The 20,515-nt window shown below is 71.9% G+C and carries 23 protein-coding genes; 12 read left to right on the plus strand and 11 right to left on the minus strand.

The features are described 5' to 3' along the window. Window positions 1-33 precede the first annotated feature (33 nt). Window positions 34-501 carry a DUF4190 domain-containing protein gene (locus ACFHVL_RS03715; protein WP_416625526.1) on the plus strand — a complete coding sequence of 156 codons (468 nt, stop codon included), beginning with the start codon at window positions 34-36 and terminating at the stop codon, window positions 499-501. A gap of 124 nt (window positions 502-625) precedes the next feature. Beyond that, the gene (locus ACFHVL_RS03720; protein ID WP_416625528.1) at window positions 626-1,489 is read left to right on the plus strand and encodes an SDR family NAD(P)-dependent oxidoreductase; all 864 of its coding nucleotides are present in this window, start codon (window positions 626-628) and stop codon (window positions 1,487-1,489) included. 83 nt (window positions 1,490-1,572) lie between these two features. Here the strand turns inward: ACFHVL_RS03720 and ACFHVL_RS03725 are convergent, their stop codons facing one another. Further along, window positions 1,573-2,544 (minus strand): DMT family transporter, encoded by a 972-nt coding sequence (locus ACFHVL_RS03725; protein ID WP_416625529.1) that lies wholly within the window; start codon window positions 2,542-2,544, stop codon window positions 1,573-1,575. A gap of 63 nt (window positions 2,545-2,607) precedes the next feature. Here ACFHVL_RS03725 and ACFHVL_RS03730 point away from each other — a divergent pair, with 63 nt between their 5' ends. Next, the gene (locus ACFHVL_RS03730) at window positions 2,608-3,135 is read left to right on the plus strand and encodes a hypothetical protein (RefSeq protein WP_416625531.1); all 528 of its coding nucleotides are present in this window, start codon (window positions 2,608-2,610) and stop codon (window positions 3,133-3,135) included. A gap of 16 nt (window positions 3,136-3,151) precedes the next feature. Here ACFHVL_RS03730 and ACFHVL_RS03735 read toward each other — a convergent pair whose 3' ends face one another. Then, on the minus strand, window positions 3,152-4,036 hold the full coding sequence (locus ACFHVL_RS03735) for a PhzF family phenazine biosynthesis protein (protein WP_416625533.1): 885 nt from the start codon (window positions 4,034-4,036) through the stop codon (window positions 3,152-3,154). A gap of 32 nt (window positions 4,037-4,068) precedes the next feature. Between ACFHVL_RS03735 and ACFHVL_RS03740 the strand changes: the two genes are divergently transcribed. The 3 genes from ACFHVL_RS03740 to ACFHVL_RS03750 are packed head-to-tail and all read left to right on the plus strand — an operon-like array spanning window position 4,069 to window position 7,070. After that, a complete protein-coding gene (locus ACFHVL_RS03740; RefSeq protein ID WP_416625535.1) occupies window positions 4,069-5,334 on the plus strand; it encodes a magnesium transporter MgtE N-terminal domain-containing protein in 1,266 nt (421 codons plus the stop codon). Continuing rightward, the gene (locus ACFHVL_RS03745; RefSeq protein ID WP_416625537.1) at window positions 5,327-5,893 is read left to right on the plus strand and encodes a DUF1003 domain-containing protein; all 567 of its coding nucleotides are present in this window, start codon (window positions 5,327-5,329) and stop codon (window positions 5,891-5,893) included. The genes ACFHVL_RS03740 and ACFHVL_RS03745 overlap by 8 nt, the downstream gene beginning before the upstream one ends. A 28-nt stretch (window positions 5,894-5,921) precedes the next feature. Next, window positions 5,922-7,070 (plus strand): P-loop NTPase, encoded by a 1,149-nt coding sequence (locus tag ACFHVL_RS03750; RefSeq protein WP_416625539.1) that lies wholly within the window; start codon window positions 5,922-5,924, stop codon window positions 7,068-7,070. Window positions 7,071-7,079: 9 nt separating this feature from the next. On the opposite strand, the gene ACFHVL_RS03755 is transcribed toward ACFHVL_RS03750, so the two are convergent. Beyond that, complete coding sequence (locus ACFHVL_RS03755) at window positions 7,080-7,523, minus strand: preprotein translocase subunit TatB (protein WP_416625541.1); 444 nt, start codon at window positions 7,521-7,523, stop codon at window positions 7,080-7,082. A gap of 76 nt (window positions 7,524-7,599) precedes the next feature. After that, a complete protein-coding gene (locus ACFHVL_RS03760) occupies window positions 7,600-8,940 on the minus strand; it encodes a trypsin-like peptidase domain-containing protein (protein ID WP_416625543.1) in 1,341 nt (446 codons plus the stop codon). 283 nt (window positions 8,941-9,223) lie between these two features. Here ACFHVL_RS03760 and ACFHVL_RS03765 point away from each other — a divergent pair, with 283 nt between their 5' ends. Beyond that, window positions 9,224-9,799 (plus strand): O-methyltransferase, encoded by a 576-nt coding sequence (locus ACFHVL_RS03765; RefSeq protein WP_416625682.1) that lies wholly within the window; start codon window positions 9,224-9,226, stop codon window positions 9,797-9,799. An 11-nt stretch (window positions 9,800-9,810) separates the two neighbouring features. Here the strand turns inward: ACFHVL_RS03765 and ACFHVL_RS03770 are convergent, their stop codons facing one another. Further along, window positions 9,811-11,304, minus strand: a complete 1,494-nt coding sequence (locus ACFHVL_RS03770) for a leucyl aminopeptidase family protein (protein ID WP_416625545.1) — start codon at window positions 11,302-11,304, stop codon at window positions 9,811-9,813. Between the two features lie 140 nt (window positions 11,305-11,444). Beyond that, window positions 11,445-11,612, minus strand: coding sequence for a DUF3117 domain-containing protein (locus ACFHVL_RS03775; protein ID WP_416625547.1), 168 nt, complete (start codon window positions 11,610-11,612; stop codon window positions 11,445-11,447). A 189-nt stretch (window positions 11,613-11,801) separates the two neighbouring features. On the opposite strand from ACFHVL_RS03775, the gene ACFHVL_RS03780 reads away from it, so the two are divergent. Both ACFHVL_RS03780 and ACFHVL_RS03785 read left to right on the plus strand, forming a co-directional pair. Continuing rightward, on the plus strand, window positions 11,802-12,647 hold the full coding sequence (locus ACFHVL_RS03780) for a PaaX family transcriptional regulator C-terminal domain-containing protein (protein WP_416625549.1): 846 nt from the start codon (window positions 11,802-11,804) through the stop codon (window positions 12,645-12,647). Window positions 12,648-12,691: 44 nt separating this feature from the next. Beyond that, window positions 12,692-13,483 (plus strand): enoyl-CoA hydratase-related protein, encoded by a 792-nt coding sequence (locus tag ACFHVL_RS03785; protein WP_416625550.1) that lies wholly within the window; start codon window positions 12,692-12,694, stop codon window positions 13,481-13,483. A 48-nt stretch (window positions 13,484-13,531) separates the two neighbouring features. On the opposite strand, the gene ACFHVL_RS03790 is transcribed toward ACFHVL_RS03785, so the two are convergent. From ACFHVL_RS03790 to ACFHVL_RS03805, 4 genes are read right to left on the minus strand one after another with little or no spacing between them, the layout of a single operon-like run. Further along, complete coding sequence (locus ACFHVL_RS03790) at window positions 13,532-14,161, minus strand: hypothetical protein (protein WP_416625552.1); 630 nt, start codon at window positions 14,159-14,161, stop codon at window positions 13,532-13,534. A 38-nt stretch (window positions 14,162-14,199) separates the two neighbouring features. Next, window positions 14,200-14,823, minus strand: a complete 624-nt coding sequence (locus ACFHVL_RS03795) for a DNA-3-methyladenine glycosylase I (protein WP_416625554.1) — start codon at window positions 14,821-14,823, stop codon at window positions 14,200-14,202. Then, window positions 14,820-15,305, minus strand: a complete 486-nt coding sequence (locus tag ACFHVL_RS03800) for an SRPBCC family protein (RefSeq protein ID WP_416625556.1) — start codon at window positions 15,303-15,305, stop codon at window positions 14,820-14,822. Before ACFHVL_RS03800 ends, ACFHVL_RS03795 begins: the two co-directional genes overlap by 4 nt. Next, on the minus strand, window positions 15,302-15,838 hold the full coding sequence (locus ACFHVL_RS03805; RefSeq protein ID WP_416625558.1) for a DivIVA domain-containing protein: 537 nt from the start codon (window positions 15,836-15,838) through the stop codon (window positions 15,302-15,304). The genes ACFHVL_RS03800 and ACFHVL_RS03805 overlap by 4 nt, the downstream gene beginning before the upstream one ends. A gap of 168 nt (window positions 15,839-16,006) precedes the next feature. Here ACFHVL_RS03805 and folP point away from each other — a divergent pair, with 168 nt between their 5' ends. Next, complete coding sequence (gene folP, locus ACFHVL_RS03810) at window positions 16,007-16,876, plus strand: dihydropteroate synthase (RefSeq protein WP_416625560.1); 870 nt, start codon at window positions 16,007-16,009, stop codon at window positions 16,874-16,876. 16 nt (window positions 16,877-16,892) lie between these two features. Here folP and ACFHVL_RS03815 read toward each other — a convergent pair whose 3' ends face one another. Further along, a complete protein-coding gene (locus ACFHVL_RS03815; protein ID WP_416625562.1) occupies window positions 16,893-17,270 on the minus strand; it encodes an NADH-quinone oxidoreductase subunit A in 378 nt (125 codons plus the stop codon). 232 nt (window positions 17,271-17,502) lie between these two features. Here ACFHVL_RS03815 and ACFHVL_RS03820 point away from each other — a divergent pair, with 232 nt between their 5' ends. Both ACFHVL_RS03820 and ACFHVL_RS03825 read left to right on the plus strand, forming a co-directional pair. Then, window positions 17,503-19,350 carry a 2-oxoacid:acceptor oxidoreductase subunit alpha gene (locus ACFHVL_RS03820; RefSeq protein ID WP_416625564.1) on the plus strand — a complete coding sequence of 616 codons (1,848 nt, stop codon included), beginning with the start codon at window positions 17,503-17,505 and terminating at the stop codon, window positions 19,348-19,350. Continuing rightward, entirely contained in the window at window positions 19,343-20,410 is a 1,068-nt protein-coding gene (locus ACFHVL_RS03825; RefSeq protein WP_416625566.1) for a 2-oxoacid:ferredoxin oxidoreductase subunit beta, read from the plus strand. Before ACFHVL_RS03820 ends, ACFHVL_RS03825 begins: the two co-directional genes overlap by 8 nt. Window positions 20,411-20,515 lie beyond the last annotated feature (105 nt).

Genomic DNA, 20,515 nt, shown 5'->3' on the forward strand with positions numbered 1-20,515 from the left:
GACCCCGGTCGGACCTCGTAGGAAGGCAAGGCGATGAAAGAGTCAGCCCCCGGGCAGGAGAACCAGCCGCCCTCGTCGTGGGCCACGGCCTCGGCGGTCGGCGGCACCCCCGCTGCCGATCCCGCCGCAGCCGGCGGGTACCCGGCGCAACCCGGACAGTACCCACCACCTGGCCAGATCGCCGGCGCGTACCCTCCGCCCGCCGGCGGGTACCCCGTCTACCCCGCGCCGCGGCCGACGAACAACCTGGCGCTCGCGTCGTTCATCGTGTCGCTGGTGTGCCTGTTCAGCTGCCCGCTGATCGGCCTGGTATCGGTGTTTCTCGGCCGGCGGGCACGCGACGAGATCCGGCGCACCGGCGAGCAGGGTGACGGGCTGGCCCAGGCCGGCGTGATCATCGGCTGGGTCGGCGTCGGCCTGACCGTGGTGTACGTACTGGCGATGGCCGCGTACTTCGGCTTCTTCTTCCTGATGGTGAACAGCACCAGCAGCACGTACTGATCGACCGGCACCCCGCCCGGGACACCCCGTCGCCGGTCTCGGGCGGTCGGTACGGCGGTTCTGCCCATCGAGCAACTTCGACAACGGGCAGGACCGGCCGTCGCCGTCACGATAGCCTCACGGGATGCCCCCTGAAAGCGGCCCCGGTCAGGATCTCCCTCGCCCAGGTCCGGCGGTGATCACCGGGGCCAGCTCCGGCATCGGCTTGGCCGCCGCCGTGGCGCTGGCCCGGCGCGGCGTCGAGGTCGTGCTGGTCGGCCGGCACGCCGCCCGGCTGGCCGACGCCGCCGCCGAGGTCCGCGAGGCCAGCGGTACGACGCCGGCCACGTTCCGCACCGACTTCGCTGTCCTCGACGAGGTACGCGCCCTGGCCGAGCGGCTGCTCGCCGGCTACGACCGGATCGGGGTCCTGGCGAACAACGCCGGCGCGGTCGTACTGCGCCCGGTGACCACGGTCGACGGGTTCGAGTCGACCATGCAGGCCAACCACCTGGCCCCGTTCCTACTGACCAGGCTGCTGCTGGACCGGATCGAGCGGGTGGTCACCACGGCTTCCGGTGCGCACCGCAGCGGTGCCCTCGACCCGACCGACCTCAACGCCGCGCTGGGTGCCGGACGTCGCTACCGGGCCATGCGCGCGTACGGCACCAGCAAGCAGGCGAACATCCTCTTCGCCGCCGAACTGGCCCGCCGCAGACCGGACATCGTCTCGGTGTCGTTCCATCCGGGCGTGGTCCGCACCCGGTTCGTCAACGAACACCCCGTGCTGGCCTGGGGAATGCGGGTCGCCCCGTTGCTACGCACCCCGGCCCAGGGCGCGCGGACCCTGGTGTGGCTGGCCGGGGAGCGTCGGTCCAGGTTGGTCGACGGCGGCTACTACATCGACGGGAAACTACGCCGGCCCTGGTCGTGGGCGGCCGATCCGAAGTTGGCCACCGCGCTCTGGACCGCCAGCGAACGCGCTGTCGGGCTGCCCGGCTCCGGCTGAGCCACGGTGTCACCGGGGCGACCCTCGGCCTAGGCAACCGACGCCCCGGCTCAGCCGGCCCGGCTCAGCCGGCCCGGCACCGGTCAGGACGGCGACGGACTTTCCGGCGGCCCGGCCTCCGGCGGCAGCGGTGGCGGCGTCCGGCTACGGGTACCGCCCAGCACCACCACGGCCACGCCGACCAACAGCAGGCCGAGCCCGGGCAGGGCGGCCAGCCGGGGCACCTGGTCGAGCCACAGCCAGGCGATCAGCGCGGCACCGGGCACCTCCAGCAGGATCAGGACACTCACCGTGGTCGCCGGGATCTTGTGCAGTGCGTAACTGAACATCGAGTGGCCGAGCAGCTGCGCTCCGACGACCAGGCCGATGATCACCAGCCAGGTCGATCCGGAGAATCCGGTCAGCTGGATCCCACCGACCAGGCAGACGACGAGCAGCACCACCGCGCAGACGCCGTAGCAGATCGTGGTGTACGTCGTGGTGCTGACCGTACGCCGCGCGTGCTCGCCGAACGCTGTGTAGACCGCGGCGAAGACCGCTCCGGCCAGGGCCAGCAGATCGCCGGCGACGGCCCGGGCGTCGAACCCCACGTCGACGCCGGTGGCGAGCGCGGCGCCGAGGACCGCGATGCCGATGCCCCACCAGGTGACCGTCGGCAGTCGGCGGCCCTGGCCCATCGCGATCAGGCCCTGCCAGACCGGTTGGGTGGCGACGAGCGCGGTGGCCGTCGCCACCGACGTCAGCTGGGCGCTCGGCATCCAGGTGCCGAAGTGCGCGGCCAGCGCGACGCCGGCCAGCACGCACCAACCGACCTGCCGGCGGCCTCCCGCACCGGCCAGCATCCGCAGCTCGGACCGACGGCGGGCCAGGACGAAGGGGACCACCGCGCCGGTGGCCAGTACGTTTCGCCAGAAGGCGATGGCGAGCGCGGGCGCGGCGGCGAAGGCGATCAGCGGAGCGGAGGTGGAGACGGCGAGTACGGCGACGGCGACGGCACCGGTGGCGAGCAGCTCACCCCGGCCACCCGGACCTGGCAGGTGAGCATCGGAGGACACGGGACACGATCCTCACAGATCGCCGCGGCGGACAATCGGCCGGGATTGCGGCACGATGGCAGGGTGCCCGAACAGTCAGCCGTCCCGCCGCTGGTCGAGAAGTCCGTGCCGCTGGTCGAGGAGGCCGTCAAGAAGGCGTCCGTGGCCTGGGTCTCGGTGGACGGGGCACCGGCCCGCGCCCTGTGGTGCCTGCCGGTCGACGGTGTCCTCTACCTGATCGACGGTCCCGGTGAGCAGTCCGCCGCCGGGCTGGCGGCCGGCGTACCGGCCGCGGTGACGTTGCGCGGCGATCACGGCGGGCGGATCGTCACCTGGCCGGCGACGGTGACGCTGGTCGAGCCGGCCGGCGAGCAGTGGGAGTCGATCGCCCCGCAGGTCGCCGCGAAACGGCTCAACGCGCCGGGCAGCCCCGCCGACCTGGTACAGCGGTGGAGCACCGAATGCCGGCTGTTCCGGCTGGCGCCGGCCGACGCCCCGGTCACCGCCGGCGCGGCACTGCCGGACGGGTCGCTCGCCGCGCCGCCGCGCCCCACCACGGCCACCCGGCCCACTCGGCGGCCGTTTCGACTGCACCGGGTCCGCCGCCGCTGACCGGCAGACCCGGGCGTCAGCCCACGAACGGCGGAACGGTGATCCGACCGGTGGCGATCGGCACCACCTGGCCGGCGACGGTGGCGGAGCGCGCCCGGCCGCCGAGAGCGGTCACCGTGCAGTCCAGGGTGGATGGTCGATGGATCTCGGCGCCCTGCCGCACGGCGTAGCGCGACTGCCCGTTCGGCGGCAGCAGCCCGCTGGCCACCGCCCACACGCCGAGACCGAGCGCGGCCGAGCCGGTGGCCGGGTCCTCGGCTACGCCGGCGCCGGGGCAGAACACCCGGGTGTGTGCCGTCGGGTGATCCCCGGCTCCGGTCGGGTCCCAGGAGAAGACGCTGAGCATCCCGACACCCGCGCCCAGCGCCGCGACCGGGTCGAGGCTCGCCCGGGCGACTGCCTCCGGGCGTACACACAGGTAGTCGAACTCGAGTCCGCAGCCGGCCCGGCGCGGTGCCGGCCCGGCGCGGTCGTCGGCGGTGAGCCCGACCGCGGCCAGCAGCACCGCCGTCTCCACCGTGGGCCCGACGGTCGGCTCACCGCCGGCCAACGTCGCGTACCCATGCTCGGTGAGCTCGATCGGCAGCAGTCCAGCACCGCACTCCTGCACGACGGTGCCCGGCGACACCAGGCCCCGACGCCCGGCGGTGGCCGCCGCGCCGACGCTGGGATGTCCGGCGAACGGCAACTCCCGCTCCGGTGTGAAGATCCTCACCCGGTAACTCGCGCCGGCGGTCCGGGTCGACAGCACGAACACCGTCTCGGAGAGGTTGAACTCCCGGGCGATCGCCTGCAACTGCTCGGTGGCGAGTTGCTCCGCGTCGAAGACCACGGCGAGCTGATTACCGGCGAACGGCCGATCCGTGAAGACGTCGACGATCTCGTAACCGAGGCTGGACATGAGACTCACCCTACGACCCGTAGGCTGGGCCGGTGACTACGGCGACCAGGGTGTACCTCGCCCGGCTTGCCGGGCTAGCCGTCTTCGACCCCAACGGCGACCAGGTCGGCCGGATCCGCGACGCGGTGGTACGGCTGCGGACCACCAACCGGCCGCCTCAGGTGGTCGGGCTGGTGGCCGAGATGCCGATGCGTCGGCGGATCTTCCTGCCGATGGGCCGGGTCACCGTGATCGATCCGGAGTCGGTGCTGCTCGGCACCGGCACCCTCAACCTGCGGCGGTTCGAGAAGCGGCCGAACGAGCTGCTGGTGCTGGAGGACCTCCTGGACCGCCGGGTCAGTTTCGACCCGGGCGACCGGCCCGGCACCGTCGTCGACGTCGCGATGGAGGCCAACCGGACCGGTGAATGGTCGTTGACCCGGGTCGCGGTCCGCGAGGTCACCGGGCGGCTGACCCGCCGTGGGCATCTGCATCAGCTGGACTGGCACCGGGTACGCGGGCTGATCGGGCTGCCGGACACCCAGGGCACCGCCGGGTTGCTGGCCGTGCTCGATCAGATGCGCGCCGCCGACCTGGCCAACGCCCTGCAGGACCTGCCGGACAGCCGCCGGCACGAGATCGCGGCCGCGCTCGCCGACGAGCGGCTCGCCGACGTGCTGGAGGAGTTGCCCGAGCACGACCAGGTCGCGATCCTCACCGCGCTGGACCGGGAACGCGCCGCCGACGTACTGGAGGAGATGGATCCGGACGACGCCGCCGATCTGCTGGCCGAGCTACCGCCGCCGGAGCAGGACGTACTGCTGGACCTGATGGAGCCGGACGAGGCGGATTCGGTCCGCCAACTGCTGAAGTACCAGGCGGGGACCGCCGGCTCGATGATGACCTCGGAGCCGGTCATTCTCACCCCGGACGCCACGGTCGCCGAGGCGCTGGCCCGGATCCGGGAGTCGCAGTTGCCGCCGGCGATCGCCGCGCAGGTCTTCGTCGCGCGGGCACCGATGGCCACGCCGACCGGCAAGTACCTGGGCGTCGCGCACTTCCAACGGCTGTTGCGGGAGCCGCCGGCCGACCTGCTCGGCGGCGTGGTCGACAACGGGATCGACCCGTTGCAGCCGGAGACCCCGCTGTTGGAGATCACCCGCCGGATGGCCACCTACGACCTGGTGGCCATGCCGGTGGTGGACGCGACGAACCGGCTGGTCGGCGCGGTGACGGTCGACGACGTGCTGGACCACTCGCTGCCGCCGGACTGGCGGGACCGGGACACCCCGCTGAGCGACGGGAGCGCAGATGGCTGAGCCACGCCGGACCGCGCGACTCGATCAGCCCCGCGAGCCGGGCCGGCTCACCCTGCCCCGGATCAGCCCGGAGGCGTTCGGGCAGTGGGCCGAGGCGATCGCCCGGTTCATGGGCACCGCCCGGTTCCTGGTCTACATGACCGTCTTCGTGGTCAGTTGGATCGGGTGGAACACCCTCGCTCCGGCAGACCTGCGCTTCGACCCGTACACCTTCACGTTCTTGACCTTGCTGCTCTCGGTGCAGGCGTCGTACGCGGCACCGCTGATCCTGCTGGCGCAGAACCGGCAGGCAGACCGGGACCGGGTGTCGCTGGAGGAGGACCGGCGGCGAGCGGCGATGCAGAAGGCCGACACCGAGTACCTGGCCCGGGAGATCGCCTCGCTGCGGGTGGCGGTCGGCGAGGTGGCCACCCGGGATTTCCTCCGATCGGAGTTGGGCCGGTTGGCGGAGGAACTCGACGAACAGGCACACCGCCGACATCGGCTGGAACGCCGGTCGGCCGAGGGACTCCAGGCTCCAGCCGAGGGACCGCAGCCGGCCGACGTCGATCGGCAGTGACCTGCTGCGGCGACGTAGCATGGCGGGCATGTCCGCACCGACCAGCACCATCAGCGAAGCCGTCAACGCCGCCCTGGCCACGGTCGACGACCCGGAGATCCGCCGTCCCATCACCGAGCTCGGCATGGTGCGGTCCGCCGTGGTCGATGCCGATGGCCGGGTACGGGTGGAGCTGCTGTTGACCGTCGCCGGCTGCCCGTTGAAGGACAAGTTGCGTACCGACATCACCGAGGCGGTGAGTCGGGTGCCCGGGGTCAGCGGTGTCGAGATCGACTTCGGGGTGATGAGCCAGGAGCAGCGCAAGTCGTTGCAGGAGCAGTTGCGCGGGGGCAGTGCGGGCGCCGAGCCGGTGATCCCGTTCGCCCAGCCCGGGTCCCGGACCCGGGTGTACGCGGTGGCCAGCGGCAAGGGCGGCGTCGGCAAGTCCAGCGTGACGGTGAACCTGGCCGCTGCGTTGGCCGCGCGGGGCCTCTCGGTCGGGGTGATCGACGCGGACATATACGGACATTCAGTGCCACGGATGCTCGGCACGGACGACCGGCCGACCCGGGTCGAAGAGATGATCATGCCGCCCCAGGCGCACGGCGTGAAGGTCATCTCGATCGGCATGTTCACCGCCGGCAACGCCGCCGTGGTATGGCGCGGTCCGATGCTGCACCGGGCGTTGCAGCAGTTCCTCGCCGACGTCTACTGGGGCGAGTTGGACGTGCTGCTGCTGGACCTGCCACCGGGCACCGGCGACGTGGCCATCTCACTGGCGCAGCTGCTGCCCAACGCCGAGATCCTGGTGGTGACCACCCCGCAGGCGGCCGCCGCCGAGGTCGCCGAACGCGCCGGCGCGATCGCGCTGCAGACCCATCAGCGGCTGGTCGGCGTGGTGGAGAACATGTCCTGGCTCGAGCTGCCCACCGGTGAACGGATGGAGATCTTCGGCAGCGGCGGCGGCACGGCGGTCGCCGAGTCGCTGACCCGTACCATCGGCGCCCAGGTGCCGTTGCTCGGGCAGATCCCACTGGACACCCGGGTGCGGGAGACCGGCGACCGGGGCACCCCGATCGTGCTGGCCGAGCCGGCCGCGCCGGCGGCCAAGGCGCTCAACGCGGTCGCCGACCGGCTGGCGGTCCGCCGTGAGTCACTGCTGGGCAAGCCGCTGGGCCTGCGCCCCGCCGGCCGCTGAGCCGCAGGCTCAGGTCGCGTCGACGTCGACCGAGCGGACAGCCGGGGCGGCAGGCGCGGCCGGGGCGCTGGCGGGCCGAGCCGCAGGCACCGATGGCTTCGCCGCGGAGCTGCGCGGATTCGCCGAGGCGGCGACGTCCCGCAGCTCGTCCCGGACGCCACCGACGTCGGTACGCAGGTCGTCGTACATCCCCTGCAGCGGCTTGCGCAGCGCGACCTCGTCCTCCTCGCTGAGCAGGTGCTTGCGGATGAACGCCTTCGGGTGCAGGTCCTCGAGCTGGATGTCGGTGCCGAGCTCGCGGCTCAGGTCTGAGGTGGCGTTGCGGGCCATGTTGCGCAGGTTGCGCACCATCCGCAGGCCGTCGGAGATCATCTGCGGCAGCCGGTCGCCGAAGATCAGCAGGGCGACCAGCAGGATCAGACCGATCTCCCACCAGTTGAGGTTGTCGAACATGCTCCGGGCCTCCCTCGCCGCCGTCGAAGGCAAGAGTACGCACGTCGGGGGCCTACCGGGGAGGCCCGACCGGGTGTTACTTGGCGTCGGCCGCCAACGTCACCGAGGCCGACAGGTTCTCGGTGCCACGGCGGTAGTCGACCGCCACCACCGAACCTGGCGCGTACTTGCGTACCAGCGCGATCAGGTCCACCGCCTGGTCCAACGGCCGGCCGTCGATCCGCAGCACCACGTCACCGGCACGCAGGCCCGCGTCGGCGGCCGGGCCGTCGGCGACCACCTCACCCAGCCGTACGCCGGCACCCGGGGTGCCGGCCGCATCGGTCACGTTCGCGCCGAAGACCGTCCGCCGGGCCGTTCCGGTGTCGATGATGTCCTGGGTGATCCGCTTCGCGTGGTTGATCGGAATAGCGAACGCCAGGCCGATGTTGCCGGCGGTCTCCTCGTCGGCCGCCAGCGACTTGATGACCGAGTTGACCCCGATCACCCGCCCCGCCCCGTCCACCAACGGCCCACCCGAGTTGCCCTGGTTGACGGCGGCATCGGTCTGGATCGCCGCGTAGTAGCGCAGCTGGCCGCCCGGCTCCCCCGCCCGGATCGTCCGGTCCAGCGCGCTGACGATCCCCGAGGTGACCGTGTTGGTCAACGCCAGCGGAGAGCCGAAGGCCAGCACCGGATCGCCGACCGCGATCGCGTCGGAGTCGCCGAACTCGACCGGGGTCAGCCCGGTCCGGTCGACCTTGATCACCGCGATGTCGGACTCGGGATCCTGCCCGACGATCGTTGCGCGCGCCGTGGTCCCGTTGCTGAACAGCACCAGCGCTTCCCTGGCCCCGACCCCCACGACATGGTCGTTGGTGATCACGTAGCCGTCGGCGGTGGCGACGAAACCCGATCCGACGCTCTGCCCACCCGCACCGCCCACCTGCACGGTGACCACGCTCGGCAGCACCCGCTGCGCCACGCCGGCGAACGAGTCGGCCGGCCGCTGCGCGAGCCCCGGAGGGTCCAGCGGCGCGGACCCCAACGTCGCTCCACCACCGGCGACACCGCCCCGTACCGCGAACGCGAAGCCCAGCGCTCCGCCGAGACTCCCGGCCAGCAGCGCGGTGATCACCGACACCAGCACGATCGGGGCGAATCCCCGACGGGCGGCGGTGTCCGCCCCGGCGACCGGCTCGGGCCCGGCGGCCGCGCCACGGGCCACCGCCGACGGCGCCTCGACCACCACCGCCGACGGCGCGTACGGGTCCCGCCACGGGTCCCGTAACGCGTCGGACCACCACGGCGAACCCGGTGTCGGGCCGTACATCGAGGGCTGTCCGGCAGCGGACGAGCCGGTCCAACCGCCGACCGGCGGCTGGTGCCCCGGCGGCGTCGTCCCGTCGGCTCGACGCCAGTTACCGCCGTCGGTCACGGTTGCCTCCCCAGTCCGTCCCAGCGCGACAACGCCCGTCCGATCGACGACATCGCTCCGTGTCCAGGATTGCACGGATAATCGAAGAACCTTCAGTGGTCGCCGAAGGGCGGTGTGCGACGGTGCCCGGTCGGCCCGTCGGACGGCGGCGATCTAGGCTCGTACCGGCAACCACCGCCCGACCCCCCGCTGGAGGTACGCCATCACCCCGGTCGCCCGACCCCCTGCCTGGACCACGGCACCCCAGGCCCTCCAGTTCGTCGCCGGCTACGCCGCCGAGGACCTGGTTCTGCGTACCGCCCACAGCTTGGCTGAGGAGATCGGTCTGCGCGCGGTGACCGCCGACGCCGGAGCCGCGTTGCGGCTGCTCGCGGCGGCCGGCAGCGCCCGCGCGGTGGTCGAGATCGGCACCGGCACCGGGGTCAGTGGCATCTGGCTGCTGCGTGGGATGCGTCCCGACGGCGTACTGACCACCATCGACGTGGAGAACGAACACCAGCGGATGGCCCGGCGGATCTTCGCCGAGGCGGGATTCGCCGCCTCGCGTACTCGGATCATCACCGGTCGGGCGCTCGACGTACTGCCCCGGCTGGCGGATTCGGTGTACGACATGGTGTTCGTCGACGGCGACAGCGCCGAGATCGGCGCCATCGTCGATGCCGCGCTGCGGCTGCTGCGTCCCGGTGGCATTCTGGCGGTCAACGGTGCGCTGGCCGGCGGCCGGATCGGCGATCCGGCCGCCCGGGACGCCGAAACCGTGACCATCCGTGAGGTGGTCAAGGCGATCCGGGAAGCCGACGAGTGGGTTCCCGCGCTGCTGCCGGCCGGCGACGGTCTGCTGGCAGCCGTTCGCCGCTGAGCATCGGCCGATCACGCCAGCCAACGCACCAGCGTCCGGACTCCCCAGCCGGTCGCACCCCTGGTCAACTCCTCGTGGTCGGCGTCGGACCAGGACGGGACGGACATGTCGAAGTGCGCCCAGCGCCCGCGCAAGGCGCCGGTGAACTCGCGCAGATAGAGCGCGGCCACCACCGAACTGGCCCCGAGGTCCGGCGCGCTGAACAGATCCGCGATCTCGCTGCCGAGATACTCGACGTAGTCGGGGTGCAGCGGCATCCGCCAGCTGCGTTCACCCGCGGCCGCCGACGCAGCGAGCAGCTCACCGACGAGACCGTCGTCGTCGCCGTAGAGCGCCGCCGTGCGTCGACCCAGGGCGATCGCGTTCGCCCCGGTCAGGGTGGCCAGATCGACAAGGAGGTCCGGCGAGTACCGGCTGACCGCGTAACTGATCGCGTCGGCCAGCACCAGCCGGCCCTCGGCGTCGGAGTTGGTGGTCTCGCTGGTGCGTCCGCCGAAGTGGCGGATGACGTCACCCGGGCGGAACGCGGCGCCACTGACCATGTTCTCGGCGAGCGGTGCCAGCACCGTCAGCCGTACCGGCAGCGCCAGGTCGGCGGCGGCTAGCACGGTGGCTACCACCGCGGCGGCCCCGCCCATGTCCTTGCGCATCAGCTTCATCCCGTCCACCGACTTGATCGAGACGCCGCCGGTGTCGAAGGTGATGCCCTTGCCGACGAGCACCACGTGTCGACGCGCGTCCGCCGGTGCCCAGTCGATCTCGACCAGGCGAGGACCCGACGCCGAGCCGGCACCGACCGCGAGCAGCGCGTCGAACCCCTCGTCGGCGAGCTCGCGGGGGCCTCGGACGGTCACGGTCAACCCGGGGCGCTCGGCCGCCAGGCCGGCCACCCGATCGGCGAACCAGGCCGGGTTCTTGACCGACGACGGCATGTTCGTCAGATCGCGGGCCAGGCAGGTCGCCTCGGCGGTCACCCGGGCGAGCCGCAGCGCCTGCCGCGCCTCGGCGGTCGGCGGGTGGGTGAGCAGGATCGACGGATCCGACTCGGCGGTGCCGCCCACGACGCCGGGAGCATCCAGGGTGAACCGGTAGCCGGCCAACCAGCATCCCTCGGCGAACCCGCGTACGGCGGCCGGGCCGCCGGTCGCCGCGACGGCGACCAGGTAGGGCTCGGCCACGGGCGCCTCGCCCCGGGCCATCGCGCCGACCGCGGCACCCGCCGCCCGCCAGCCGGCCTCGTCGGCGGCGCCGACACCGACCAGGATCACCCGGTACGGGGTACTTCTCGGCCGGTGCAGAACGTGGATCTCACCCGCGCCGCCGGCATGGCCGGCCCGGTCGGCCAACGCCGCCGCCTCGGCTGCCAACTCGTGGCGGTCGCCGTCGACCGGCAACTGATCCGGCACCGCGCCGATCCGGACACCGGCTGAACCGGCCGCCGGCTCGACAGGCAGCACGACAGTTTCGGCGGCGACCGGCTCCACCGACAGACGGATGGCGAACACGCCGGGGTTACCTCCTGAGACGAAATGGGTCCTGCCCACGGCGTACCGAGTCCGCCGATCCGGTGGGGACCGGACCGGCGGACTCGTCAACCGTCGCTATGTCGACCCGTGGGCCTGCCTCGCCCCCGGGCCCGGCTCGATCAGCCTGCGGCCACTTTCAGCGCGTCACCGAGCGCGTTGGCCTCGTCCGGCGTCATCTCGACGACGAGTCGGCCACCGCCCTCCAGCGGAACCCGCATGACGATGCCCCGGCCCTCCTTGGTGACCTCCAGCGGACCGTCGCCCGTCCGCGGCTTCATCGCCGCCATGTTGTCTCCCCTCAGACTTGCCCCAGGGCCGCTGGGGGTACCCCAGCCACCTCGTCAGTCTCACCGCACGCCACTGCCACGGTGCCGACCAACGATTTTCCCTGATGAACACCGCCGGACCCAAACCGAGCCCACAAAGCTGTGACAGCGTCTAGCTTATCTTGAAGTGGGCTGTCACAATGTGCGGTCATGCAGGCACGGTCGGCGCTCTTCGACCTGTTCGGCGACCACCTACGGTCCCGTGGTGGTCGTGCGCCCGTAGCTGCCCTGGTCAAGCTGCTGGCACCGCTCGGAATCGCGCCGCCGGCGGTACGCACCGCGGTGTCCCGGATGGTGCGGCAGGGCTGGTTGCACCCGTCCCGGCTGGCCGCCGGCCCCGGCTATCTTCTGACAGCCAAGGCCGCCCGCAGATTGGACGAGGCCGCCGCCCGAATCTACCGCACCGGCCGGGTCTCCTGGGACGGCAAGTTCGACCTGCTGGTGCTCGACGCCCCCGCCGCGCGCCGGGAACGGCAGCGGCTCTGCGCCAACCTCAGCTACCTCGGCTACGGAATGCTGGACGAACACACCTGGGTGGCGACCCGGTCGGCCAGCGAGGTCGACGCCCTACTCACCGACTCCGGCATCCGCTGTGAGCGGTTCGTCGCGACCCACGCCGCCGGCACCACTGGCGCGGCCGCATTGGTCCGGCGGGCCTGGGACCTGACGGAGATCGGTCAGGCATACGAGCGGTTCGTCGCCGAACAACGCCCCATGCTCGCCCGCGTGACGATACGCAGTACCGACGAGGAGGCCTACGCGGCCCGGTTCCGGCTGGTGCACGCCTGGCGCGGATTCCTGTTCCGCGATCCCCAACTGCCACCGGCGCTGCTGCCCGAGCGCTGGCCCGGCACGAGCGCCGCGTCGTTCTTCGACCGGCACGCCGCCCGGCTACGGCCCGCCGCCGACCGGTACGTCGACGCGTGTCTGACCGGAGGAGAGCGCGACAGCGGCCACCGGGTCGGCGGCGGACACCGCGACGGCAACCGTCGTTGACCGGCGACACCGAAACCGGCCAGAGAAAAAGAAGGAGCCCAGTCGTGACCGAGTCGCTACTCGTCGACCGCAACGGTGCGGTCGTGACGCTGACCCTGCACCGTCCGGAATCGCTCAACTCGCTCGACGTCACGCTCAAGGAGTCGCTACGGGAGGCGCTGGCCGACCTGGCGGCCGACCAGCGCTGCCGGGCGGTGGTGCTCACCGGCGCCGGGCGGGCGTTCTGCGTCGGGCAGGACCTGCGTGAGCACGTGGAGACGCTGGAATCGGGCACCACCGATCCACTGGTGACCGTACGGGAGCACTACCACCCAATCGCCACCAGGCTGGCCGGGCTGCCCAAGCCGGTGATCGCCGCCGTCCGGGGCACCGCCGCCGGGGCCGGCGCCTCCCTCGCCATGCTGGCCGACTTTCGCATCGGCGGGCCACGGACCAGCTTCCTGATGGCGTTCGCCAACGTCGGCCTGGCGGCCGACACCGGCGCGTCCTGGGCGCTGCCCCGGCTGGTCGGCTACCCGAAGGCGGTCGAGCTGATGCTGCTGGCACAGCCGGTGCCGGCGGCCGAGGCGCACCGCATCGGTCTACTCAGCCAGTTGGTCGACGACGACGACCAGATTCTCCCGGTCGCTCAGCAGCTGGCCGAACGGCTGGCCGCCGGGCCGACCGTCGCGTACGGGGCGATCAAACGCCAGCTGGCGGTCGGCGCGTCCGGCACCCTCGCCGAGGCACTGGCCGCCGAGGAGCAGGCGCAGGAGATCTGCGGAGGCACCGTCGACCACCGGCAGGCCACGGCCGCGTTCGTCGCCAAGCAGCGCCCGGTCTTCGACGGCCGCTGACGGACGACCACCGACGGACGACCGCTGACGCCGGTCCGGGCACCGGAGTCAGTCGTCCTCCTCCGGGTCCTGGTTCGCCTCCGCTCCGAGCACGAAGGCCTGCATGGCCAGTTCGTCACCGGACGGGTACACGAAGGTGGGCAGCTCACGCGGACCCAGGTCCCGCACGTACGACCAGAACAACCGGACCGCTTCCGCCGCCGTCGGTGCCTCGATCGGCAGGTCGAGGCTGACCAGCCAGGTCCGGCGGTCACCGGTCGGGGCGAGCTGCCCGGCGAGCGCCCGGTAGGTGGCCACGTCGACGGCGGTCACCGGACCGGTCAACGTGAGCGACGCCGCCGGCACCGGGTCGTCGAAGGCCCGGCAGGTGTAGTGCACCACCAGCGGCTCGGGTTCGCCGGCCCGGGTCTCGCCGCCCTCCTCGCCGCCGGCGGCGGCACCGACCCGGCCCAACGCGACCACCAACGGCTGGTCGCCGTCGGTGACGATGAGCACCGGCGCGCCGAACGCGGGGCGGGCGCGGCCGTCCAGGCCGGTCAGCTCCAGGGCGTCGTGATGGAACAGCCGCTCCGCCTCGTACCGCGAGGTGGGGATCACCACCGCCCAGGCACCGGTTTCGGCACTGACCGGGCTGGTCCCGGCCGGCGGCCGGTCGGGTCGGCTGATGTCGTCGCGCATCCTCACATCCCATCATGCCGGCCGGCACCCGCTGTGGGTCAGGCACCGACCGGTGGTGCCACGTGGCAGCCGGCGACGTGGTCGTCGACCATGCCGGTCGCCTGCATCAACGCGTACGCCGTCGTCGGCCCGACGAACCGGAAACCGTGCCGCTTCAGCGCCTTGGCCATCGAGGCCGACCCGGGGGTCACCGCCGGCACCTCGGCCATCGACGCCGGCCGGGCGGGGCGCGGCGGCGGGGCGTACGACCAGAGCAGCTCGGTCAGGCTGGTGGGCAGGTCGAGCGCGGCCCGTGCGTTCGCCACCGCCGCTTCGATCTTGGACCGGTTCCGCACGATGCCGGCGTCGGCGAGCAGCCGTTCGACGTCGCCGTCGCCGTACCCGGCGACCTTCGCGATCTGGAAACCGTCGAACGCGGCCCGGAACGCGGCCCGCTTGCGCAGGATCGTCAGCCAGGACAGCCCCGACTGAAAGGCTTCCAGTGCGAGCCGCTCGAAGAGCGCGTCGTCGCCGCGTACCGCGCGGCCCCACTCCTGGTCGTGATAGCGGCGGTACTCGTCGGACCCGGCCCCCCAGGTGCACCTGGCCAGCCCGTCCACCCCGACGCTGAGCCCGGTCGGCGGCGGGGACGGCTCAGCCGGCGGCTTCCCCGGCCCGGTCATGGCAGCGCCCCGGCCTCGACCAGCCGGCCGAACTTCTTCAGCGCCTGGGTGAAGCTCACCTTCGAGCCCGGCCAGAGCAGCGGCCAGGCGACCCGGCCGGCAACCCCACCGGGCAGGTGGAACCACTCGTGCCAGACGACCTGGGTGCGGTCGTGGTCCATCTGGGTGCAGCGGAGCACCCCCGGCCCGCGCAGCAGGGTGCCGCAGTGCACGACCCGGACCTCGTACGGGGCGTCCAGCCGTACGACCCGCATCTCGTCGCGCAGCGCGACCGGGCCGACGGCGGTGACCGCGACGATCAGGCTGCCCTCGCCGCCGTCTCCGGAGACGACCTTCACCTCGGTGAACGGGATCCAGTCGGACTGCCGTTCCCAGGCGGTGAAGGCGGCGAACACCCTCGCGGCCGGCGCCCGGACGATGACCGTCGCCGTCACCTCGCCGGAGCCGGGAGTCGCGGCCTCGGTGTCGTCCGGGGTACTCACCTGGTTGCCCCGTCCAACCGCTCAGGTGCCGGCTGCGACGCGGTCTCCGGTTGCGCGGACCCGACCTCGACCGTCGGCGACACCGTACCGACCTCGACCGTCGGCGACACCGTACCGACCTCGATCACCGGCTCGCCCCCGCCCGGCTGCCCGCCGCTCGGGTCGGCCCCGGCGACCAGCGCGGCGTCGCGGGTTCGGCTGAGCAGGTCGGCGTCCTCGATCCGCCCGTCGCGCAACGCCGCCACCTCCGCCTGCAGCACCTCGATCAGCTCGTCCTTGTATCCGATGTCGTACGCGGCGCGGCGCAGCGCCTGGTCGACCTGCGCCATCCGGTAACCCCGCAGGGCGGTGTCGAAACGTACCCGGGTGACGTCCCGCTCCAGCAGCGGTCGGGTGCCGGGCAACGGAACCGCCCGGCCGTCCGGTTCGGCCGGCACCAGGCCCGGGTCGTTGCCGGTGACCAGGACGGTGACCCCGAAGACGACGGCGGCAACCGTCAGCGCGGCGACCAGAACGAGGAGAAACTGATCCATCACCGAATCGTGACATGTCGGCGCGTCGAGGGCGACCCCCCGACGGCGAGTCGTCCGCCCCGGGGTCCCGACCGGATTCCGTCGTGTTCGGCCGGCCGGAGCAAGGGCTAACCTCACCTGCCGGAGCGACCAGACCCAGCTGCCGGACCGCAAAACAGGAGGACACGGATGGCGCGCACGCTACGGCTCGGGCGTCGAACGTTCGCGGCCGGCGACCTCGCGGTGATGGCGATCGTGAACCGTACGCCCGATTCGTTCTTCGACCGGGGTGCCACGTTCGCCGCCGACGCCGCGCTGCGCGCAGTCGGGCAGGCCGTCGCCGACGGAGCGGACATCGTCGACATCGGCGGGGTGAAGGCCGGTCCTGGTGCCCCGGTCGACGTGTCCGCCGAGATCGACCGTACGGTCGGCACCATCGCGGCGGTCCGCGCGGCCTTCCCCGACCTGGTCATCTCGATCGACACCTGGCGGGCGGAGGTGGCCCGGGCGGCGGTCGCGGCCGGGGCCGACCTGCTCAACGACACCTGGGCCGGGGCCGACCCCCGGCTCGCCGAGGTCGCGGCGGCGACCGGTGCCGGGCTGCTCTGCTCACACACCGGGGGCACCACGCCACGGACCCGGCCGCACCGGGCGGCGTTCGACGACGTCGTCGCCGACGTGGTACGGACCGTGACCGGGCTCGCCGAACGGGCGGTCGGGCTGGGCGTGCGCCCGGACGGGGTGCTCATCGACCCGGCGCACGATTTCGGCAAGAACACCCGGCATTCGCTGGAGGTGACCCGACGGCTCGACGAACTGGTCGACACCGGCTGGCCGGTGCTGGTTGCGCTGTCCAACAAGGACTTCATCGGCGAGGCCCTCGATCTTCCGGTCGACCAGCGACTGGAAGGCACCCTTGCGGCGACCGCGGTCTCGGCCTGGCTGGGTGCCCGGGTGTTCCGCGCCCATCAGGTGGCGGCCACCCGGCGGGTGCTGGACATGGTCGCGTCGGTCCGTGGCGACCGGCCGCCGGCGGTGTCCCGCCGTGCGCTGGCCTGACGCCGTCTGCCGGCGCTCAGGTCCAGCGGAGCACGTTCTTGCGCCAGGCGTAGAGGATGCCCAACGCCAGGACCGCCACGAAGATCCCCATCTCGGCGACCGTCACCAGACCGAACCCGGGACGATCGAAGATCACCGCCCAGGGGAACAGGAACACGGCTTCCACCGCGAAGAGCACGTAGAGGAAGGCGTACACGTAGTAGCGGATCTGGGCCTGGGCCCAGTCGCCGCCGACCGGGTCGAGACCGCACTCGTAGCTTGCCCGCTTGCCCACCGGGTCCGCCGGTCGGGCCGGCCGCAGTAGCCGGTTGGCCCCGTACGCGACGACGAAGAACGCCACGCTCACCACCAGCAGCAGCCCCAGCGTCGCGTACGACCCAAGGTAGCCCTGCATGCTCGGCAGCTTACCGGGTGATTCGAGTCCCACCCGGCGGACCCGAGCCGGGTTTCCGACACGATTCGACGTAGGCTTTGTCGAAGGTGCGAGCATGGTTAGGACGCCCTTACCCTGGCACCCGGCAGCAGCCGCACCGCGGCACCGGCGCACCCGCGCCACTCACCGGGCAACAGCCGACGCGCGACGGCAAGGTTCGCACCGCCGGCAGGAAACGAGGAGGTCAGCTCACGTGGCCAAGCAGGTCCGTCAACTGGATCGGGTGGTCATCCGTTTCGCTGGCGACTCCGGTGATGGTATGCAGCTGACCGGTGACCGGTTCACCTCGGAGACCGCTCAGCTCGGTAACGACATCTCGACGTTACCGAACTTCCCCGCCGAGATCCGGGCACCCGCCGGCACGTTGCCGGGGGTCTCCAGCTTCCAGGTGCACTTCGCCGACTACGACATCCTCACCCCGGGTGATTCGCCGAACGTCCTCGTCGCGATGAACCCGGCCGCGTTGAAGGCCAACCTGGGTGATCTGCCCCGCGGCGCGGACATCATCGTCAACACCGACGAGTTCACCCGGCGCAACCTGGCGAAGGTCGGCTACGCCGTCAGCCCGTTGGAAGACGGTTCCCTCGACGGTTACGCCCTGCACCCGGTGGCGTTGACGTCGATGACCATCGGTGCCCTCGCCGAGTTGGCCGTCTCCAAGAAGGACGCCGAGCGGGCGAAGAACATGTTCGCGCTCGGTCTGCTGTCGTGGATGTACTCGCGGCCGTACGCCTCGACGATCCGGTTCCTGGAGCGCAAGTTCGCCAAGCGCCCGGACCTGGTCGCGGCCAACATCGCCGCGTTCAAGGCTGGCTGGAACTTCGGCGAGACGACCGAGGACTTCTCGGTCCGCTACGAGGTGAAGCCGGCCCGGATGCGACCGGGGACCTACCGCAACATCACCGGCAACGCGGCGCTGTCGCTGGGTCTGGTCGCGGCCGGGGTCCGGGCGAAGCTGCCGGTGTTCCTCGGTGCCTACCCGATCACCCCCGCGTCGGACATCCTGCACGAGTTGAGCAAGCACAAGCGGTTCGGCGTGATCACCATGCAGGCCGAGGACGAGATCGCCGCTATCGGCGCGGCGCTCGGCGCCTCCTACGGTGGCGCGCTCGGTATCACCACGACGTCCGGGCCGGGTGTCGCGCTCAAGGGGGAGACGATCTCCCTGGCGGTGGCGTTGGAGCTGCCGTTGGTGGTCGTGGACGTGCAGCGGGCCGGGCCGTCGACCGGGCTGCCGACCAAGACCGAGCAGGCCGACCTGAACATGGCGTTGTTCGGCCGGCACGGCGAGGCACCGGTCGCGGTGATCGCGCCCCGATCGCCGTCGGACTGCTTCCACGCCGCGATCGAGGCGGCCCGGATCGCGTTGACCTACCGCACGCCGGTGCTGCTGCTGTCGGACAACTACGTGGCCAACGGCTCGGAGCCGTGGCTGCTGCCGGACGTCGACTCCCTGCCCGACCTGCAGGTCGAGTTCGCCACCGCCCCCAACGACGTCGACGGCAAGACCTTCCTGCCGTACCTGCGGGACCCGCAGACGTTGGCGCGGCCGTGGGCGATCCCCGGTACCCCGGGGCTGGAGCACCGGATCGGCGGTCTGGAGAAGGCCGACAAGACCGGTGACATCTCCTACGATCCGGCCAACCACGACTTCATGGTGCGCACCCGGCAGGCGCGCATCGACACCATCCCGGTGCCGGACGTCGAGGTCGAGGACCCGGACGGCGATGCCCGGACGCTGGTGCTGGGCTGGGGTTCGACGTACGGACCGATCGGCGCCGCCTGCCGGGCGTTGCGTCAGCGCGGACTGTCGATCGCCCAGACGCATCTGCGTCATCTGGCGCCGCTGCCGGCGAACCTCGGTGAGGTGCTGGGCTCCTACGACCGGGTGGTGATCCCGGAGATGAACCTGGGTCAGTTGGCGCATGTGATCCGGGCCCGCTACCTGGTCGACGCGATCGGCTACAACCAGGTCCGTGGGCTGCCGTTCACCGCCACCGAGCTGGAGACCATGCTGGAAGAGGTCGTGAAGAATGTCTGAGTCCGCCCCCAACGGACGCTCCGGCGCTGGTACGCCGGTGGCGCTCAAGCTGACCGCCAAGGACTTCAAGTCCGACCAGGAGGTGCGCTGGTGCCCTGGCTGCGGCGACTACGCGATCCTGGCCGCGGTGCAGTCGTTCATGCCGGAGCTGAACATCGCCCGGGAGCGGACCGTCTTCGTCTCCGGTATCGGCTGCTCGTCCCGCTTCCCGTACTACATGAACACGTACGGCATGCACTCGATCCACGGTCGGGCGCCGGCGATCGCCACCGGCCTGTCGGTGTCGCGGCCGGATCTGTCGGTGTGGGTGGTCACCGGTGACGGTGACGCCCTGTCGATCGGCGGCAACCATCTGATCCACGCGCTACGCCGCAACGTCAACCTGAAGATCCTGCTGTTCAACAACCGGATCTACGGGTTGACCAAGGGCCAGTACTCGCCGACCTCCGAGATCGGCAAGATCACCAAGTCGACGCCGGTCGGCTCGGCGGACTCACCGTTCAACCCGCTGTCGCTGGCGCTGGGTGCCGAGGCGACGTTCGTCGCCCGGACCATCGATTCGGACCGTAAGCATCTGCAGTCGGTGCTGCGGGCGGCGGCCGAGCATCAGGGCTCAGCCTTCGTGGAGATCTACCAGAACTGCAACATCTTCAACGACGGTGCCTTCGAGCAGCTCAAGGAGCCGGCGACCCGGGACGACTTCGTGATCCGGCTGGAGCACGGCAAGCCGATCACCTTCGGTGCCGACGGGCAGTTCTGCGTGGTTCACCCGCCGGGCGGCTTCGGTCTGGAGGTCGTCGAGACCGCGTCCGTACCGACCGACGACATCGTGGTCCACGACGCGACCATCGCCGAACCGGCGTACGCGTTCGCGTTGTCCCGGCTACCCGCCGCCGACCTGCGGAACACCCCGATCGGGGTGTTCCGCAGCGTCGAACGGCCCAGCTACGACAGCCTGATCCAGGCTCAGATGGCCGAGGCGAAGACGAAAGCCGAGGGCACCCCGGAGGAGCAACTGGCCGGGCTGCTGAGCAGCGGCGACACCTGGACCATCGACTGACCGACCGGCCGGGCGGCGCCAGCTGGTCGGCCGGGGCGGGTCCGCCCGGGTCCGCCCGGGTCCGGTACCGGGTCAGCCCGTGGCCGGGGCGGGTCCGCCCGGGTC

Origin of the sequence: Micromonospora sp. LOL_023 (assembly GCF_048060115.1) — a bacterium.
Classification (GTDB): domain Bacteria; phylum Actinomycetota; class Actinomycetes; order Mycobacteriales; family Micromonosporaceae; genus Micromonospora_E.

Excerpts from the sequence above, each read along its gene's own strand:
- ACFHVL_RS03750 (WP_416625539.1), top strand. The coding sequence starts at position 5,922 with ATGTCCGCACCGACCAGCACCATCAGCGAAGCCGTCAACGCCGCCCTG.
- ACFHVL_RS03815 (WP_416625562.1), bottom strand. The coding sequence starts at position 17,270 with ATGCAGGGCTACCTTGGGTCGTACGCGACGCTGGGGCTGCTGCTGGTG.
- ACFHVL_RS03720 (WP_416625528.1), top strand. The coding sequence starts at position 626 with ATGCCCCCTGAAAGCGGCCCCGGTCAGGATCTCCCTCGCCCAGGTCCG.
- ACFHVL_RS03745 (WP_416625537.1), top strand. The coding sequence starts at position 5,327 with ATGGCTGAGCCACGCCGGACCGCGCGACTCGATCAGCCCCGCGAGCCG.
- ACFHVL_RS03735 (WP_416625533.1), bottom strand. The coding sequence starts at position 4,036 with ATGTCCAGCCTCGGTTACGAGATCGTCGACGTCTTCACGGATCGGCCG.
- ACFHVL_RS03780 (WP_416625549.1), top strand. The coding sequence starts at position 11,802 with ATGCAGGCACGGTCGGCGCTCTTCGACCTGTTCGGCGACCACCTACGG.
- ACFHVL_RS03715 (WP_416625526.1), top strand. The coding sequence starts at position 34 with ATGAAAGAGTCAGCCCCCGGGCAGGAGAACCAGCCGCCCTCGTCGTGG.
- ACFHVL_RS03790 (WP_416625552.1), bottom strand. The coding sequence starts at position 14,161 with ATGCGCGACGACATCAGCCGACCCGACCGGCCGCCGGCCGGGACCAGC.
- ACFHVL_RS03755 (WP_416625541.1), bottom strand. The coding sequence starts at position 7,523 with ATGTTCGACAACCTCAACTGGTGGGAGATCGGTCTGATCCTGCTGGTC.
- ACFHVL_RS03825 (WP_416625566.1), top strand. The coding sequence starts at position 19,343 with ATGTCTGAGTCCGCCCCCAACGGACGCTCCGGCGCTGGTACGCCGGTG.
- ACFHVL_RS03795 (WP_416625554.1), bottom strand. The coding sequence starts at position 14,823 with ATGACCGGGCCGGGGAAGCCGCCGGCTGAGCCGTCCCCGCCGCCGACC.
- ACFHVL_RS03775 (WP_416625547.1), bottom strand. The coding sequence starts at position 11,612 with ATGGCGGCGATGAAGCCGCGGACGGGCGACGGTCCGCTGGAGGTCACC.
- ACFHVL_RS03805 (WP_416625558.1), bottom strand. The coding sequence starts at position 15,838 with ATGGATCAGTTTCTCCTCGTTCTGGTCGCCGCGCTGACGGTTGCCGCC.
- folP (WP_416625560.1), top strand. The coding sequence starts at position 16,007 with ATGGCGCGCACGCTACGGCTCGGGCGTCGAACGTTCGCGGCCGGCGAC.